Source organism: Lentzea tibetensis, assembly GCF_007845675.1.
Lineage (GTDB): Bacteria > Actinomycetota > Actinomycetes > Mycobacteriales > Pseudonocardiaceae > Lentzea > Lentzea tibetensis.
In genome coordinates this window covers 63,983-79,824 of record NZ_VOBR01000015.1, presented here as the reverse complement: position 1 = coordinate 79,824, position 15,842 = coordinate 63,983, and the positions used below count along the sequence as shown (strand labels likewise).

General features: G+C 69.1%; 14 protein-coding genes. 8 read left to right on the top strand and 6 right to left on the bottom strand.

Annotated elements, in window-relative coordinates:
* Positions 1 to 3 precede the first annotated feature (3 nt).
* On the bottom strand, positions 4 to 3,870 hold the full coding sequence (gene hrpA / locus FKR81_RS23500; RefSeq protein ID WP_146354421.1) for an ATP-dependent RNA helicase HrpA: 3,867 nt from the start codon (positions 3,868 to 3,870) through the stop codon (positions 4 to 6).
* A 76-nt stretch (positions 3,871 to 3,946) separates the two neighbouring features.
* Between hrpA and FKR81_RS23495 the strand changes: the two genes are divergently transcribed.
* Both FKR81_RS23495 and FKR81_RS23490 read left to right on the top strand, forming a co-directional pair.
* Positions 3,947 to 4,531, top strand: coding sequence for a DUF4240 domain-containing protein (locus FKR81_RS23495; protein WP_146354419.1), 585 nt, complete (start codon positions 3,947 to 3,949; stop codon positions 4,529 to 4,531).
* Positions 4,531 to 4,830, top strand: coding sequence for a hypothetical protein (locus FKR81_RS23490; RefSeq protein ID WP_146354417.1), 300 nt, complete (start codon positions 4,531 to 4,533; stop codon positions 4,828 to 4,830). The genes FKR81_RS23495 and FKR81_RS23490 overlap by 1 nt, the downstream gene beginning before the upstream one ends.
* Here FKR81_RS23490 and FKR81_RS23485 read toward each other — a convergent pair.
* Both FKR81_RS23485 and add read right to left on the bottom strand, forming a co-directional pair.
* On the bottom strand, positions 4,820 to 5,323 hold the full coding sequence (locus FKR81_RS23485) for a GNAT family N-acetyltransferase (protein ID WP_146354415.1): 504 nt from the start codon (positions 5,321 to 5,323) through the stop codon (positions 4,820 to 4,822). The two genes, FKR81_RS23490 and FKR81_RS23485, sit on opposite strands and share 11 nt — an antisense overlap.
* A complete protein-coding gene (add, locus tag FKR81_RS23480; RefSeq protein WP_146354413.1) occupies positions 5,304 to 6,275 on the bottom strand; it encodes an adenosine deaminase in 972 nt (323 codons plus the stop codon). The genes FKR81_RS23485 and add overlap by 20 nt, the downstream gene beginning before the upstream one ends.
* 130 nt (positions 6,276 to 6,405) lie before the next feature.
* Between add and FKR81_RS23475 the strand changes: the two genes are divergently transcribed.
* The 6 genes from FKR81_RS23475 (at position 6,406) to FKR81_RS23450 (ending at position 13,226) form a co-directional block, all read left to right on the top strand.
* On the top strand, positions 6,406 to 6,765 hold the full coding sequence (locus tag FKR81_RS23475) for a DUF4180 domain-containing protein (RefSeq protein WP_146354411.1): 360 nt from the start codon (positions 6,406 to 6,408) through the stop codon (positions 6,763 to 6,765).
* A gap of 166 nt (positions 6,766 to 6,931) precedes the next feature.
* The gene (locus FKR81_RS23470; protein WP_146354409.1) at positions 6,932 to 7,987 is read left to right on the top strand and encodes a threonine aldolase family protein; all 1,056 of its coding nucleotides are present in this window, start codon (positions 6,932 to 6,934) and stop codon (positions 7,985 to 7,987) included.
* On the top strand, positions 7,984 to 9,123 hold the full coding sequence (locus FKR81_RS23465; protein ID WP_235921719.1) for a site-specific integrase: 1,140 nt from the start codon (positions 7,984 to 7,986) through the stop codon (positions 9,121 to 9,123). Before FKR81_RS23470 ends, FKR81_RS23465 begins: the two co-directional genes overlap by 4 nt.
* A gap of 375 nt (positions 9,124 to 9,498) precedes the next feature.
* Positions 9,499 to 11,073, top strand: coding sequence for a M4 family metallopeptidase (locus FKR81_RS23460; protein WP_146354407.1), 1,575 nt, complete (start codon positions 9,499 to 9,501; stop codon positions 11,071 to 11,073).
* Positions 11,074 to 11,187: 114 nt separating this feature from the next.
* On the top strand, positions 11,188 to 11,580 hold the full coding sequence (locus tag FKR81_RS23455; RefSeq protein WP_146354405.1) for a hypothetical protein: 393 nt from the start codon (positions 11,188 to 11,190) through the stop codon (positions 11,578 to 11,580).
* Between the two features lie 53 nt (positions 11,581 to 11,633).
* Positions 11,634 to 13,226: a trypsin-like serine peptidase gene (locus FKR81_RS23450; protein WP_146354403.1), complete on the top strand. Its 1,593-nt coding sequence runs from the start codon at positions 11,634 to 11,636 to the stop codon at positions 13,224 to 13,226.
* A gap of 20 nt (positions 13,227 to 13,246) precedes the next feature.
* Here FKR81_RS23450 and FKR81_RS23445 read toward each other — a convergent pair whose 3' ends face one another.
* Genes FKR81_RS23445 through FKR81_RS23435 form a run of 3 tightly spaced genes read right to left on the bottom strand, consistent with a single transcriptional unit; the run spans position 13,247 to position 15,813 of the window.
* Entirely contained in the window at positions 13,247 to 13,933 is a 687-nt protein-coding gene (locus FKR81_RS23445; protein WP_146354401.1) for a histidine phosphatase family protein, read from the bottom strand.
* 9 nt (positions 13,934 to 13,942) lie between these two features.
* On the bottom strand, positions 13,943 to 14,767 hold the full coding sequence (locus FKR81_RS23440; RefSeq protein ID WP_146354398.1) for an undecaprenyl-diphosphate phosphatase: 825 nt from the start codon (positions 14,765 to 14,767) through the stop codon (positions 13,943 to 13,945).
* Positions 14,764 to 15,813 (bottom strand): LLM class F420-dependent oxidoreductase, encoded by a 1,050-nt coding sequence (locus tag FKR81_RS23435; protein ID WP_146354396.1) that lies wholly within the window; start codon positions 15,811 to 15,813, stop codon positions 14,764 to 14,766. Before FKR81_RS23435 ends, FKR81_RS23440 begins: the two co-directional genes overlap by 4 nt.
* Positions 15,814 to 15,842 lie beyond the last annotated feature (29 nt).

The following is a 15,842-nucleotide window of genomic DNA, read 5'->3' as shown; positions in this document are numbered from 1 at the left end:
GGACTACAGCGGTACCGCGTCGAGCGCCTTGAAGATGCGCTTGTCGGAGACGGTGTAGGCGGTGCCGACGGTCTGCGCGAAGTACGACAGCCGCAGTTCCTCGATCATCCAGCGGATCTCGTCGAGCTCGGGCGCGGGTTCGTCGGCCGGGCTCTGGGAGCGCAGTTCGCGGTACTCGGCGTGCACCTGGTGGACGCGGTCGGTCCACTCCTGGTCGCGCGCCGCGTTCTGCGGCAGCTTCTCGATCCGCCGTTCGATGCCGCGCAGGTAGCGGCCGAGGTCGTGCAGCCGGTCGTAGCCGGTGGCCGTCACGAAACCGTTGTACACCAACGCGTTGTACTGCGCACGAATGTCCTGTTTGGACGCGTCCGCGCCCTTGAGCGCATTGAGCTTCAGCTCGACGTCCTGCGCGATCTCGAGGACCTTGCGGACCTCCTGGACGACGACCCAGGTGGTGTCGTTGAGCGCGGCGCGGACCTTGGCGATCTGCTTGGTGTAGGCGGCCTCGTCCCACGCGGGTTCGCCCATGAGCCGGTCGACGGCGCAGGAGATGCAGTCGGCGAGCAGCTGCGCGACGCCGCCGTGCGGGTTGCGGGTGAGCACGAGCTTGGCGGCGTTGTCGAGGTTGCGCTGCAACATCTTCACCGGGGAGTTGAGGTTGAGCAGCAGCAGTCTGCGCACGCCGCGGCGCATCGCGTACGCCTGGCGGCCGGGGGTGTCGAGGACCTTGATGGCGACGCTGTCGCCCTGGTCGACGAGCGTCGGGTAGGCGGTGACGGTGATGCCGGCCTGGCGTTGCTCGATGGTGCGCGGGAGCGTCCCGATGTCCCAGGTGGTGATGCCGGTGCGTTCGAGGTGTCCGGCGGCGGCGGAGAGGGTTTCGCGGACCTCCTGGCGCAGCTGGTCCTTCAGCGCGGCGAGGTCCTTGCCCTCGGCGAGCTTGCGGTTGTCGGCGTCGACGATCTGGAAGGTGAGCTTGAGGTGGTCGGGCACCTGGTCGAACTGCCACGCCTCGCGCGGCACGGTGACGCCGGTGAGCGCCCGCAGCTCGCGTTCGAGCCCGCCGAGCAGGGAGGTCTCATCGGGGTTGATGCGGGCGAGCACGGCGGTGGCGACGTCGGGGACGGGCACGAAGTTGCGGCGGATCTGCTTGGGCAGCGACCGGATGAGCGCGACGACGAGCTCGTGGCGCAGTCCGGGGATCTGCCAGGAGAACGCGTCGTCCTCGAGCGTGGTGAGCGCGGGCAGCGGGAGCTGGACGGTGACGCCGTCCTGCTCGGCGCCGGGCTCGAAGTGGTAGCTGAGCGGCAGGGTCAGCTCACCCTGGCGCCACTCGTCGGGGTACTGGTGCTCGCTGACGTCCGCGCGGTCGTTGACGAGCATCTCGCGGGTGAAGGTGAGGAGGTTCTTGTCCGGGCACTTCTTCCACCACGTGTCGAAGTGCCGCGCGGACACGACGTCCTTGCCGACGCGCTGGTCGTAGAACTCGTAGAGGGTCTCGTCGTCGACGATGATGTCGCGGCGGCGGGCGCGGTTCTCGAGCTCCTCGACCTCGTCGAGCAGGGCGCGGTTGGCGTGGAAGAACTTGTGGTGGGTGGTCCACTCGCCCTGCACGAGCGCGTGGCGGATGAACAGGTCGCGGCTGAGCTCGGGGTCGATGCTCCCGTAGCCGACCTTGCGGCCGGTGACGATGGGAACGCCGTAGAGGGTGACTTTCTCCAGTGCGACAACGGATCCGCGCTTGGCTTCCCAGTGCGGTTCGCTGTAGTTGCGCTTGACGACGTGCTCGCCGAGCCGTTCGGCCCACTCGGGTTCGATCTTGGCGACGATGCGGCCCCAGAGCCTGGTCGTCTCGACGAGCTCGGCGGCCATGACCCACTGGGGTGGCTTCTTGAACACCGCGGAGCCGGGGAAGATCGCGAACTTGGCGTTGCGGGCGCCGATGAACTCGGTCATCGGCCGCCGTTCCTTCTTCTGCGTGTCCTTCTTGAGGACGTCCTTGAGGCCGATGTGCGACAGCAGCCCGGACAGCAGCGAGATGTGGATGTTGCGCGGGTCGCCCGGCTGCTCGTCGAGCGTCATGCCGAGCTGCTTGGCGACCTGCCGGAGCTGCAGGTAGATGTCCTGCCACTCGCGCACGCGCAGGTAGTTGAGGAACTCGTTGCGGCACAGCTTGCGGAACTGGTTGGACGACAGCGCCTTCTGCTGGTCCTTGAGGTACTGCCACAGGTTCAGGTAGGTCAGGAAGTCTGACTCGGCGTGGACGAACCTGGCGTGCTGCTCGGTGGCCGCCTGCTGCTTGTCCGCGGGGCGTTCGCGGGGGTCCTGAATGGACAGCGCGGCGGCGATGATCATGACTTCGCGCAGACAGCCGTTGGTGTCGGCTTCCAGGACCATGCGGCCCAGGCGCGGGTCGACGGGCAGCTGGGCGAGCTTGCGGCCGACCGGGGTGAGCTTCTTCTCGGCGGCGTTGATCGCGCCCAGTTCCTGGAGCAGGCCGATGCCGTCGTTGATGTTGCGGCTGTCGGGTCCGTCGATGAACGGGAACGCGGCGATGTCGCCGAGGCCGATGGCGGTCATCTGGAGGATGACGCTGGCGAGGTTGGTGCGCAGGATCTCCGGGTCGGTGTACTCCGGGCGCGCCTCGAAGTCGTCCTCGGAGTAGAGCCGGATGCAGATGCCTTCGCTGACCCGGCCGCAGCGGCCCTTGCGCTGGTTGGCGCTGGCCTGGGAGACGGGTTCGATGGGCAGCCGCTGGACCTTGAGGCGGTGGCTGTAGCGGGAGATGCGGGCGTTGCCGGGGTCGATGACGTACTTGATGCCCGGCACCGTCAGCGAGGTTTCGGCGACGTTGGTGGCGAGCACGACGCGGCGTCCGGTGTGGCGCTGGAAGACGAGGTGCTGCTCCCCCACCGAGAGCCGCGCGTAGAGCGGGAGGATCTCGGTGTTGCGGATGTCCTCCTGCTTGAGCGCGTCGGCGGTGTCGCGGATCTCGCGTTCGCCGGAGAGGAACACGAGGATGTCGCCTGGGCCTTCGTGCTGGAGCTCGTGGACGGCGTCGATGATGCCCTGGGTCTGGTCGTCATCCTCGCCGAGCGGCCGGTAGCGGACCTCGACCGGGTAGGTGCGGCCGGAGACCTCGATGATCGGCGCGTCGCGGAAGTGCCGGGAGAACCGCTGAGGGTCGATGGTGGCGCTGGTGATGACGACCTTGAGGTCGGGGCGCCGCGGCAGCAGCTGCTTGAGGTAGCCGAGGAGGAAGTCGACGTTGAGGCTGCGTTCGTGCGCCTCGTCGATGATGATCGTGTCGTACCGGCTCAGCTCGCGGTCGGTTTGGATCTCGGCGAGCAGGATGCCGTCGGTCATGAGCTTGACGAGGGTGTTGTCGCCGGACTGGTCGGTGAAGCGGACCTTGTAGCCGACGGTGCTGCCGAGCGGGGTGCCCAGTTCCTCGGCGACGCGTTCGGCGACGGTGCGGGCGGCGAGGCGGCGGGGCTGGGTGTGGCCGATCTGGCCCTTGATGCCGCGGCCGAGCTCGAGGCAGATCTTGGGGAGCTGGGTGGTCTTCCCGGAGCCGGTCTCGCCGGCGACGATCACGACCTGGTGGTTCGCGATGAGCTCTTTGATGTCGCCCTTGTTCTGGCTGACCGGGAGCTCTTCGGGATAGCGGATGACCGGGACGGACTCCCGCTTGAGGTCGAGCCGGAGCCGCGCCTCGTCGATCAGGCCCGCGATCTCCTCGGCGATCTTGCGCCGGGCCATCGGGTCCTTCACCTTGCGTGCGCCGTCGATCCGGCGCCCGAGCCTGCGTTGATCACGCAGCATCAGCTCGGGTAGGCGTTTGTGCAGTTCAGCGAGCGGGGTGTCCATTTGGTGCACAGGATAGTCAGTCCTCGCGGAGGGCTCGCGCCAATAAATTGTCGGTGCTCGGTCCTATGGTCGCGGCATGGACATGAGCGCTTTCTGGGGCCTCGTGGAGCGCTCCCGCGACGAGACCCCTGACCAGGACGAACGCTTGGAGTGGCTGACCGATGCGCTGGCCGGTCTGCCGCCGGGTGACATCGCCGACTTCCAGGTGCACTTCGATCGGCTGAGATCTCGCGTGGACACATGGGATCACTGGGCGGCGGCCGCGGTGGTGTGCGATGGCCTGTGCTCGGACGACGGGTTCTTCTACTTCCAGGCGTGGCTGGTGGGTCTGGGGCCGGAGGTGTTCGAGCGGGTGGCGGCCTCGGCCGACGCGCTCGCGGCCGTGCCCGCGGTGGTGCGGCTGGCCGGGCTGGGCGAGGTGGACGCGTGGGAGGACGCGGACTGGCCGGACTGGGAGTCGCTGGACTACGTGGCGGGTGAGGCGTTCCGGCGGGCGACCGGCCAGGAGGAGGGGCTGGAGCGGCTGCTGGAGGCGCGTGGCCACTCGTCGCGGTCGTCGCCGGATCCGGTGGGGGTGTCGTGGGACTTCGACGATCCGGCCGAGGTCCGCGGCCGGTTGCCACGTCTGAGTGAACTGTTCCTCGGGGAGAAGGTGGCGTGATGGACGTCGTGGTGTGGCCGGCTCCTGGTCCGTCGTCGTACGCGGAGGCGGCCGCGCGGTACGCGGAGCTGCGGTCCTCGCCGGTGGAGGATCCGGCGGTGGTGGCGTTCCACCGGGAGCTGCTGGAGACGTGTCCCGATCCGGGTGCGCCGGTGCCGTGGGACCTGACGGCGGGTGCGGACGCGGTGATCGTGCACGTGGAGCCGGAGTCGCAGCGGCTGATGGATCTCGTGACGCTGCTGGCGTTGAAGCACGGCCTCGCCTGTTACGTGCCGTCGCGTCAGGAGGTCATGACGTGAGCGGGAGCCACCAGTCCTGGCAGCGCAGCCAGCTGCCCTCGGGGTACTCGAAGTCGCATTCGCGGCGGAGTGTGAAACCGGCCTTGCGGCAGACGCCGATGGACGCGACGTTGGTGACGGGCGGGAAGGCGTGGAGCTCGCGGTGGGTGCCGGTGGCGGCGGCGATGCGGGCGATCTGGACGGCGGCTCGGGTGGCGATGCCGCGGCCCTGGGCGTGGGGCAGCACGTGCCAGCCGGTCTCGAAGACGGTCTGGCCGTCCCACTCCTTCTCCCAGTACCCGATGGATCCCGCGACCTCGCCGCCGTCCTCGATCACGTACATGCGGCCGGTGGAGGTCAACTCGACGTACCGGCGGTGGCGGTCGATCACCGCGTCGTCGGGTTCGGGGCCGCCGAGGTGGACGAGGGCCTCAGGAGTGTTCTGCGCGCGCAGCACCCACAGGTCGTCCTCGCCCCACGGGCGCAGGGTGAGGTCAGGTGGTGAGCCAGGCATCGATGTCCTTGTGCAGCAGCGTCTTGGTGGCTTCGGACGCGTATGAGGCGTCGACGGCGTTGCGGGCGAACGTGGCGAGGACGGTGTCGTCGTAGCCGAACGTCTCCCGCACGCGGATGTACTCGTCGGTGAGGGTGGTGCCGGTCGAGTCGGGGATGTCGGTGTTGAGCGTGACGACGAGGCCGGCGTCGAGCAGGTGCGGCAGCGGATGAGAGGAGAACGACTCGACGAGCCCGAGTGCGGCGTTGGACGAGGGGCACACCTCGAGCGGGATGCGCCGGTCGCGCAGCTCGGCGATCACCGAGGGGTCTTCGAGTGCGCGGATGCCGTGCCCGATCCGGTCGGCGCGCCCGGTGGTGAGCGCGTCGCGGACGCTGTCGGCGCCGCAGGTCTCGCCCGCGTGGTGCACCAAGCCGATGCCGGCGTCCGCGGCTTCGCCGAACAGGTCGGCGAACGGCGCGAGGGGGTGGTTCTCCTCCCCCGCGACGCCGATTCCCACGACCTCGGGGTGCCGGCGGGCCAGGTCGAGGGTGCGCTTCAGCCGTGCGGCGGGACGGCGGCGCGGGTGGTCGAGCAGCACGCGACACTCGACGCCGGTGAGCGCCTGGCCTTCCTTCAGTCCGGCGAGCACCGCCTGCAGCGGCATGTCCGGGTCGCCGAGGCGTTCGCCGTGGGCGGCGGCGGTGAAGGTGACCTCGGCGTAGCGGACGCCGTCGGCGGCCTGGGACGCGCAGAACTCGCGGGCGACGCGGGTGAAGTCCTCGGGGCGGCGCAGGCAGTCGCGCACGGCTCCGTTGTGGGCGGCGAACTGCGTGAAGCCTTCGAACGCGTCCGGTTTCCGCGGCAGCGTGACGCCGTGGCTGTCGGCGAGCTCGGCGAGGGTGCCGGGGCGGACCGTGCTCTCGAGGTGCACGTGCAGGTGTGCCTTGGGCAGCGTCGCGAGGTCGGGCATGGCCACGAGCCTAGGTATTCCCGGCTGTGGTTTCGCCGGAATATCGGCGACGGGCGCGCCGCGACCGTCCCGTTCCGGATGGTGGAAAACCTGGCCGGGAGATCGCTGGGGCGCCGGTAGCTTGATCGGCATGCTCCAGACCTTGCACGGTGTCAGCACCTACGTCGTCCCGGCCGACAGCGCGAAGCTCGACGGCGAGCAGGCCGTCGTCGACCTGATCGGTCAGCTGTGGGGGCAGGACGTCGACCTGGTCGTGGTGCCGGCGGAGCGACTGACCGACGACTTCTTCCGGCTGCGCACCGGGGTCGCGGGCGCGATCGTGCAGAAGTTCGTGAACTACGGCCTGCGGGTCGCGGTCGTCGGCGACATCAGCGGCCACGTCGAGGCGAGCACGTCGTTGCGGGACTTCGTGCACGAGTCGAACCGCCGCACGCAGCTGTGGTTCGTGCGCGACGAGGCCGAGCTGCACGAGCGCCTCGCGAACGCCTGAGTCACCAGCCCGCGCCACGCCACCGCCGATCACCGCGAGGTCGCACACCGCGGCTGTCGCGGCGATCGCGAGCCTTGCCCGCTCCAACGCCCGCCTGGAGTTGTCGGCACGGTCCGCCTCTTCTCCGCTCTATTGCAAGTCACTGGCGGCAACGTAGCCTCACGAGATGACGCAGATCCGCCGATCGCTCAACCTGCACGCTCCGCTGCGCCGCACACCACACCACGTGCTGCGCACGCTGCTCGCACACCTCCCCGAGGACACCACGGCCGAAGAACCCGTGCGCCGCCTGGAAGAACGCGTCGCCACCCTGCTCGGCAAGCAGGCGGCGCTGTTGTTCCCCACCGGCACGATGGCCCAGCAGGTCGCACTGCGCATCCACGCCGAGACCACCGGCAGGCACACCTTCGCCGCCCACCCGCAGTCCCATCTCGCGGTGCACGAGGCGAACGGTTACAGCGTCGTGCACGGTCTGCGGCTGCATCCGCTCGGTGATCCCAACAGGCTGTTCACCGCCGAGGACCTGGACGGCGTGGCCGAACCGCTCGCCGCGTTGCTGGTCGAGCTGCCGCAGCGCGACATCGGCGGCCAGGTCCCGTCGTGGGAGGAGCTCGAAGCGCACACCCGCTGGGCGAAGGACGGCGGTGCCCGAGCGCACCTCGACGGCGCCCGGCTGTGGGAGGCGCAGACGGCGTACGACAAGACGCACGCGGAGATCGCGGCGCTGTTCGACACGGTCTACGTGTCGCTCTACAAAGGACTGGAGGGCACCGCGGGCGCCGTGCTCGCGGGTGACGAGGCCACGATCGCGCACGCGAGGGTGTGGCGGCAGCGGTTGGGCGGCTCGATGCCGGACGCGTGGCCGATGGCGGCGATCGCGCTGGTGGGGCTGGAGGAGACGCTGCCGCGGATGGCCGAGTTCCGCGACCACGCCCAGGCGCTGGCCCGCGCGATCAACGCGGGCACACCGGCGCACACGGTTCCCGAGGTGCCGTGCACACCGCTCTTCCACGTGCACGTCCCCGCGCCGCGGCACGAGGTGGAGGAGGCCGCGCGGAAGTTGCTCGAGCGGGAGGGGATCCAGCTGTTCCACCGCACCCGGTCGAACCCGGATCCGCGCCGCTGCAGCTTCGAGGTGGTGGTCGGCGTCAACGCGGTGGACTTCACGCCGGACGAGGTTGCCGCGCTCATCGGGCTGCTGGCGATACGATCACCGGTGTGAGCCTGCCCGAGCCCGTCCGGGCCGCACTCGGCCGAGTGAGTCACACCGTTCTGGTGGACTTCGCCGAGCTGGAGTCGGTGCGGCAGCGGTTCGACGACGAGCAGGCCGCGTCGCTGGCGACGTACCTGCACGCGGCGCAGTCCCCCAACACGATCCGCGCCTACCGGTCGGACTGGATCGCATGGGCGGCGTGGTGCGCGTCGGAGAACCGGCAGGCGTTGCCGGCGAACCCGCTGGACGTGGCGGTGTACCTGGCCGCGGCGGCGGACGCGGTGCGGCCTGATGGCTCGCGGGCCTTCGGTGCGTCCACTTTGGATCGCAAGTCGGCGGCGATCGCCGCGGTGCACGCCGCGAACGGGCTGCCGAGCCCGACGCGCAGTGACGTGGTGCGGATGACGTTGCGAGGTATCCGCCGCACGCGCAAGACGCAGCCCCAGCGCAAGCGGCCGGTGCTGCTGGACACGCTGGAGGCGTTGCTGGCCGAACGGCCAGAGCCGGGTCTGACGCGGGCGCGGGACACCTTGCTGCTGCTGGTGGGGTTCGCGGGGGCGTTGCGGCGCAGCGAGCTGGCGGCGTTGTCGTTCGAGGACGTCACGGCGGACGTCGACGCGCGCAGCCACGAGCCGCTGCTGCTGGTGCACCTCGGGGTGACGAAGACCGATCAGACGGGTCAGCACCAGCAGCGGGTGGTGCTGCCGCGCGGGTCGCGCAGGCGGACGTGCCCGGTGTGCGCGTTCGCGGACTGGGCGGACCTGCTGACCCGGCACCGCGCGGGTGAGACGCGTCCGGTGGCGGAGGAGTCCGAGCTGCACCGGTGCCACAGCTTCCGGGGCACGGACCTGACTGGCTCGTTGTTCCCGTCGATCAACCGGCACGGCCAGCCGAAGGCGGCGGCGATGTCGGGGCGCGCGGTGGCGGAGCTGGTGAAGCGCTACGCCGAGCGCGCTGGCCTGGATCCGGCGCTGTTCGGCGGGCATTCGCTGCGGGCGGGTTTCGCGACGCAGGCGGCGCTGGGCGGGGCGAGCGACCGGGAGATCATGCGGCAGGGGCGGTGGACGAACCCGCGCACCGTGCACCGCTACATCCGCACCGCGAACCCTCTCGAGGACAACGCGGTCACCCGTCTGGGCCTGTAGTGGATAGACCGAACGGCGCACGTTAACGCTCGTTCACGCCGTTAACACTAAACATGACCCCCGCCGGGCGGGCTGCGCTGAACGGTGCAGCCGAATAGCCCGTAGGCGGGTACGTCGCTGTTTGTTTCCGAGTTGTTTCCACCCCGGTTGAGCTGCCCTTTTGTTCCACTATTCGGGCAAATCCCGATCTCCTGACCAGCGAAGTAGCTCGTTTTGTGAAGCGATCTCGGATTCTGGGAGGAGGGTCAAACATGCACTGCCCGCAATACGATCACTACGCCCGGTCATCGAACGATGGTCGGGTGTTCCTCGGCACTTGGTCCGGTTTCCCTGTAACGCCGGACCAGGAGTCCCCTGCATTGGAACGGAGCGTCCATGAAGCGCAAAGCCCTCGGCTACTGCGTGGCTCTGGCGTCGGTGGCACTGGTGAGCGTCAACAGCGCACACGCCGCGCCAGAACAAGCGGTCAGCCCGCTCGAGACCAAGGCCACCGCCTTGAGGTTCGCCGAGCAGCAGGCGTCCGCGATCGGATCGGCGATCGGACTGAGCGGCCAGGAGCAGCTCGTCCCGAAGGACGTCGTCACCGACGCCGACGGCACCCGCCACCTGCGCTACGACCGCACCTACAACGGACTGCGCGTCATCGGCGGCGACATGGTCGTCCGCCAGACCGGATCCGGCGAGATCCGTTCGGTGGAGAAGGCCAGCAAGGCCCAGCTGACCAACCTGTCGGTCACCCCGGACATCGCGGCACCCGCCGCGGCCAACGCAGCCGTCGCAGGCCAGCCGGGCGTCCAGTGGACGCAGGCCGCGCCCAAGCTCGTCGTGTACGCGCTGGACACCGCGCCCGTCCTCGCCTGGGAGACCGTGCTGAGCGGTATCAAGGCCGACCAGACGCCCAGCGACGTGCACGTGTTCACCGACGCCAAGTCCGGCAAGGTCCTGCTGACCTACGACGACACGCACCACGCCTCGGGCACCGGCGCCAGCACCTACAGCGGCACCGTCAGCCTCGAGACCACCCAGTCCGGCAGCAGCTTCCAGCTCAAGGACCCGGTGCGCGGCAACCAGCAGGTCAACAACCTGAACAACGGCTCCGGCACCGGCACCCTGTTCACCGACGCCGACAACAAGTGGGGCAACGGCACCTACACCGACAAGGCGACCGCGGGCGTGGACGCCGCGTTCGGCGCCGCGAAGACCTGGGACTACTACAAGAACGTCCACGGCCGCAGCGGCATCAAGAACAACGGCGTCGGCGCGCTCAGCAAGGTGCACTACGGCAACAACTACGTCAACGCCTTCTGGAGCGACGGCTGCTTCTGCATGACCTACGGCGACGGCGCGCAGAACCGCAACCCGCTCACGTCGATCGACGTGGCCGCGCACGAGATGTCGCACGGCGTCACCTCGGCGACCGCCGGCCTGATCTACTCCGGTGAGTCCGGCGGCCTCAACGAGGCCACCAGCGACATCTTCGGCAGCACCGTCGAGTTCTACGCGAACACCAGCGCGGACGTCGGCGACTACCTGATCGGCGAGAAGATCAACATCCGCGGCGACGGCAAGCCGTTGCGCTACATGGACAAGCCGTCCAAGGACGCCCGCTCGCTCGACTACTGGTCCACCAGCGCGGGCAGCGTCGACGTGCACTACTCCTCCGGCATCGCCAACCACTTCTTCTACCTGCTGTCCGAGGGCAGCACCCCGAAGACGATCAACGGCGTCGCCTACAACAGCCCGACCGTCGACGGCCAGCCCGTCACCGGCATCACCCGCGCCAAGGCCGAGAAGATCTGGTACCGCGCACTGACCACCAAGTTCACCTCCAGCACCAAGTACGCGGCCGCCCGCACCGGCACCCTCGCCGCCGCGGCCGACCTCTACGGCGCCACCAGCGCCGAGTACGCGGCGGTGAACCGCGCGTGGGCAGCGGTCAACGTCAAGTGACCCACTAGCTCCACCTGAAAAAGAAGCCGAGGCCCGGACCGCCCCCCTGCACGGTCCGGGCCTCGGCATGCAACCGCCTCGCCGCACCAACTCCGGCCGTGTATCCATGACGCCATGGGGTTGTGGAGCCACCTGAACGTGCGCCGCATCGAGTGCCCGAAATGCCACACGATCAGCGACCACTGCGTGCAGTTCTTCTTCGGCGGCTGCAACGACGACCACCTCGAGATCGGCCACACCCTCAGCTGGGGCCCCGACGGCCGCGGCGAACCCGGCCACCGCCTCGTCGTCACCGACGGACTCGGCTCCCCGTGCCCCGGCTGCGGCGGACCCCACGCCCCGCCCGCGGTCCACACCCCGAACCAGTTTGACATCTTCATCGAGAACGACGTGATCACCCACGCGCGCTGGGCCACCGGCGAGTTCGACTACGACACCAAAGACGAACCCGACCCCGAATCCGACTACCTGGTGCTCGACGACTACCCGCCGAGCGTCACCCGGTAGCGACCTCAGCACGCGTCATCAACTTGTCAGCGGCTCTCCCTAACGTCGAACCCGTGTCCAACAGAACCGTCGCCCGCTGGGCGACCGCTCTGGCCCTGACCGTCGCGTGCCTCCCGGTCGCGACCGCGTCGGCGGCCACCCCCCAAGCCCACGAGACCGCACCGCACCCGGCGATCGGCTCGCTCTCGGGCAGCAGCAACCCGAACGACCACGGCTGCTCCGCCAGCATCGTCGGCCCCAACATCATCGTCACCGCCGCGCACTGCGTGTACGGCGAGCGCAACATCTACTTCACCCCCGGCTACCACGACGGCCAAGCCCCCCACGGCACCTGGCGCGGCCTCGCCACCTACGTCGACGACGGCTGGAAGACCGACAACGACATCAACGGAACCGAAGGCACCGGCGGATCGCCCTACGACTTCGCGTTCGTCGTGCTGGAGAAGCGCAACGGCAAGAACGTCGCCGAAGCCACCGGCTCCGCACTGCGGCTCAAGATCGACGCCGCACTCCCCGCCGACGCCACCGTGACCGGCTACCCGTCCGCCAAGGACAAGCCGTACTCCTGCGACGCCACCGCGAGCCGCAACGACCAGCACTGGGAAACCCTGCAGTGCCTCGGCATCCCCAGCGGCTTCAGCGGCGGCCCCTGGGTCGCCAAAGGCACCACCGACGTCATCGGCGTGATCGGCGGCCGCGGCCAGAAGCTCCCGCCGACCGACGCCCGCAACTACAGCGTCCGCTTCGACGCGAAGGTCAAGGCCCTCTACGACAAGGCCGTCACCAGCCCCGTCCCACCCGGCGACGGCAACCTCGGCTACCCGCTCGGCTCCGGCGCCACCTGGAAGCACGCCGACCTGATCACCTCCGGCTACTACACCGGCGGATCAGCGGGCGGCAGCAGGCACATGGACATGATCGTCAAGTGGAGCGACGGCGAGGTCACCCTCTACCAGGGCAGCACCAGCACCGACCCGCAGAAGCCGTTCGCCGGCGAAACCCGGCTCGCCGCCCCCGACAGCATCTGGACCCACGCCAAGAGCATCGCCGCCGTCAACACCGGTGCGGGCCGCGACGGCCTGGTCGTGCGCTGGACCGACGGCGAAGTCACCCTGTACCAGACCGTGGACCAGGGCGGATTCCACGGCGAAACCACGCTCACCGCCCCCAACGACCTGTGGCGCGACCACGCCTCCCACATCGCCGCCGGCCGCTACACCGGCAACGGCCAGCGCGACGACCTGATCGTCGTGTGGACCGACGGCGAGGTCACCCTCTACGCCGACATCGCCGCCAACAGCCTCGGCCGCGAGACCCGGCTCGCCGCACCCAACAGCACCTGGACCCACGCCCAGACCATCAGCGGCGGCGACTTCACCGGCTCAGCCACCAGCGACCTGCTCGTCCGCTGGAGCGACGGCGAACTCACCATCTACTCCGACGTCAGCACCGGCGGTTTCGGCACCGAACACCAGGTGCGCGCACCCGACGACCTGTGGACCCACGCCACCGTCGTCTCCGGCGGGGCGTTCGCCGCCAACCAACGCGCCAACGACCTCATCGTGCGCTGGAGCGACGGCGAGGTCAGCCTCTACCCGGCCGTCGACACCGCACTGCACAGAGAGATCCAGCTCGTCAGCCCGTAGGAACCCCGGCGCGGCCGGCCTCAGCCGGTCGCGCCACCCACGGTCGCATCCGACGTCGGCTTCTTCTCCTCCCGCGGAGGCACCACACCGGACAGATCACCGCCGTTGTCGTTGACCCGCAACACGAACGGCCTCGTCTCGGTGTACTGCACCACCGACACCGAACACGGATCCACCACGATCCGCTGGAACCCGTCCAGGTGCACCCCGAGCGCGTCCGCCAGCACCGACTTGATCACATCACCGTGGCTGCACAACAACCAGATCGCACCCGGCCCGAACTCCGCCGCGATCCGCGCATCATGCGCCCGCACCGCCGCGACAGCACGCGCCTGCACGTTCGCCAGCCCCTCACCCTCGGGGAACACGGCCGCGGACGGGTGCTGCTGCACCACCTTCCACAGCGGCTCACCACCGAGCTCGGACAACGCACGACCCGTCCACGCCCCGTAGTCCACTTCGGACAAGTCCGGTTCGGACACCGCCGCGAGCTGCTGATCGGCCAGCAACGGCGCCAAGGTCTCCTCACACCGCTGCAACGGCGACGACACGACCGCAGCGACCGGCACACCCTTCAACCGATCCACCAGAGCAGCCGCCTGCGCCTGCCCCCGCTCGTCCAGACCCACCCCGAGCGAACGCCCGGCGAGCACACCCGAGCCGTTCGCGGTCGACCGGGCGTGACGCAACAGGATGACAGTGGCCATGACCCCACCTTAGGTGGCGGGCAGCAGACCCATCGACAGAAGCCCCATCAGGACGATGCCCAGGAGCAGCCGGTACCAGACGAAAGCCGAGTAGCTGTGCTTCGACACGTACTTCAACAACCACGCGATCGTGGCGTACCCGACCGCGAACGCCACGATCGTCGCCACCACCATCTGCGGCACCGACGCCGTGTTCGCCCCGGACCGGTCCAGCACATCGGGAATGCTGAACAACCCCGCACCGAACACCGCCGGAATCGCCAGCAGGAACGAGTACCGCGCCGCCGACTCACGCGTCAGCCCCAGCGCCAGACCCGCCGTCAACGTGCCACCCGACCGCGACACACCGGGAATCAGCGCCATCGCCTGCGCCAGACCCATCCCGATCGCGTCCCGCATCGTCAGCTGATCACGCGCGTGCTTCGCCAACTGGTCCGCCAGACCCAGCAGCAGACCGAACACCACCAGCATCGTCGCCGTGATCCACAGATTCCGCGCCGACGTGCGGATCTCGTCCTTCAACAGATACCCCAGCACGCTGATCGGGATCGACCCGATGATCACGTACCAGGCCAGCTTGTAATCCGGCTCGCGCCGGGCCGCGGCGCTGAACAACCCGCGAAACCAGGAGGAGACGAACCGCCCGATGTCCTTCGCGAAGTAGATCAGCACCGCGACCTCGGTCCCGAGCTGGATGACCGCCGTGAACGACGCACCCGCATCCTTGCCGAAGAACAACGTCGACACGATGCGAACGTGCGCCGAGGAAGAAATGGGCAGGAATTCCGTCAGTCCTTGGACGAGTCCGAGAACCAGAGCCTGCAACCAGCTCAACTACCCACTCCTGCCAGATCCAGAGCTTCGGCCGCGGTGCGAAGGCCCGCGATCCCCTGCTCCAGATCTTGCAGCATCGGCGAAACGGACAGCGTGGTGACCCCCGCCGCCGCGAGAGCCTTCATCTTGTCCGCGATCCGCTCCTTCGGCCCGAGCAGCGACGTCGCGTCGAGGAACTCCAGCGGAATCGCCGCCATCGCACCCTCGTAGTCCCGCGCCAGGTACTTGTTCTGGATCTCCTCCGCCTGGTCCGGGAAACCCATCCGCACCATCAGGTTGTTGTAGAAGTTCTGCTTGCGCGACCCCATGCCGCCCACGTACAGCGCCGCGTACGCCCGCACCGGGTCCGCACACGCCTTCCAGTCGTCACCGACGATCAACGGCGCCGTCGGCACGACGTCGAACCCGTCCATCGTCTTACCGGCCTTCTCCCGACCGGCCTTCACCGACGCGAGCGACTCACCCGAGTGCTCCGGCGAGAAGAACACCGCCAGCCACCCGTCCGCGATCTCACCCGCGAGCTCCAGGTTCTTCGGGCCCACCGCCGCCAGGTAGATCGGGATCTGCTCCCGCACCGGGTGCACCGTCAGCTGCAACGCCTTGCCAGGACCGTCCGGCAGCGGCAACGTGTAGTGCTCGCCCTCGTAACGCAGCTTCTGCCGCGACAACGCCAGCTTCACGATCTCCACGTACTCACGCGTCCGCGCCAGCGGCTTGTCGAAGCGCACGCCGTGCCAGCCCTCGGACACCTGCGGGCCCGACACGCCGAGCCCCATCCGGAACCGGCCACCGGACAACGTGTCCAGCGTCGCCGCTGTCATCGCCGCCATGGCGGGCGTCCGGGCAGGGATCTGGAAGATCGCACTGCCCACGTCGATGCGCTCGGTCTGCGCAGCCACCCAAGCGAGCACCGATGGCACATCGGAGCCGTAGGCTTCCGCGGCCCACACCACCGAGAAGCCGAGCCGGTCGGCCTCCTTGGCCAGCTCAAGGTTGGCGGCGTCATTGCCGGCGCCCCAATATCCGAGGTTGAGTCCCAGTCGCACGGGCGAGACCCTACTGGCAGGTAACCCCG

Coding starts and splice junctions, on each gene's coding strand:
- add (WP_146354413.1), bottom strand. CDS start 6,275: ATGCCCGACCTCGCGACGCTGCCCAAGGCACACCTGCACGTGCACCTC.
- FKR81_RS23460 (WP_146354407.1), top strand. CDS start 9,499: ATGAAGCGCAAAGCCCTCGGCTACTGCGTGGCTCTGGCGTCGGTGGCA.
- FKR81_RS23475 (WP_146354411.1), top strand. CDS start 6,406: ATGCTCCAGACCTTGCACGGTGTCAGCACCTACGTCGTCCCGGCCGAC.
- FKR81_RS23495 (WP_146354419.1), top strand. CDS start 3,947: ATGGACATGAGCGCTTTCTGGGGCCTCGTGGAGCGCTCCCGCGACGAG.
- FKR81_RS23470 (WP_146354409.1), top strand. CDS start 6,932: ATGACGCAGATCCGCCGATCGCTCAACCTGCACGCTCCGCTGCGCCGC.
- hrpA (WP_146354421.1), bottom strand. CDS start 3,870: ATGGACACCCCGCTCGCTGAACTGCACAAACGCCTACCCGAGCTGATG.
- FKR81_RS23455 (WP_146354405.1), top strand. CDS start 11,188: ATGGGGTTGTGGAGCCACCTGAACGTGCGCCGCATCGAGTGCCCGAAA.
- FKR81_RS23485 (WP_146354415.1), bottom strand. CDS start 5,323: ATGCCTGGCTCACCACCTGACCTCACCCTGCGCCCGTGGGGCGAGGAC.
- FKR81_RS23445 (WP_146354401.1), bottom strand. CDS start 13,933: ATGGCCACTGTCATCCTGTTGCGTCACGCCCGGTCGACCGCGAACGGC.
- FKR81_RS23490 (WP_146354417.1), top strand. CDS start 4,531: ATGGACGTCGTGGTGTGGCCGGCTCCTGGTCCGTCGTCGTACGCGGAG.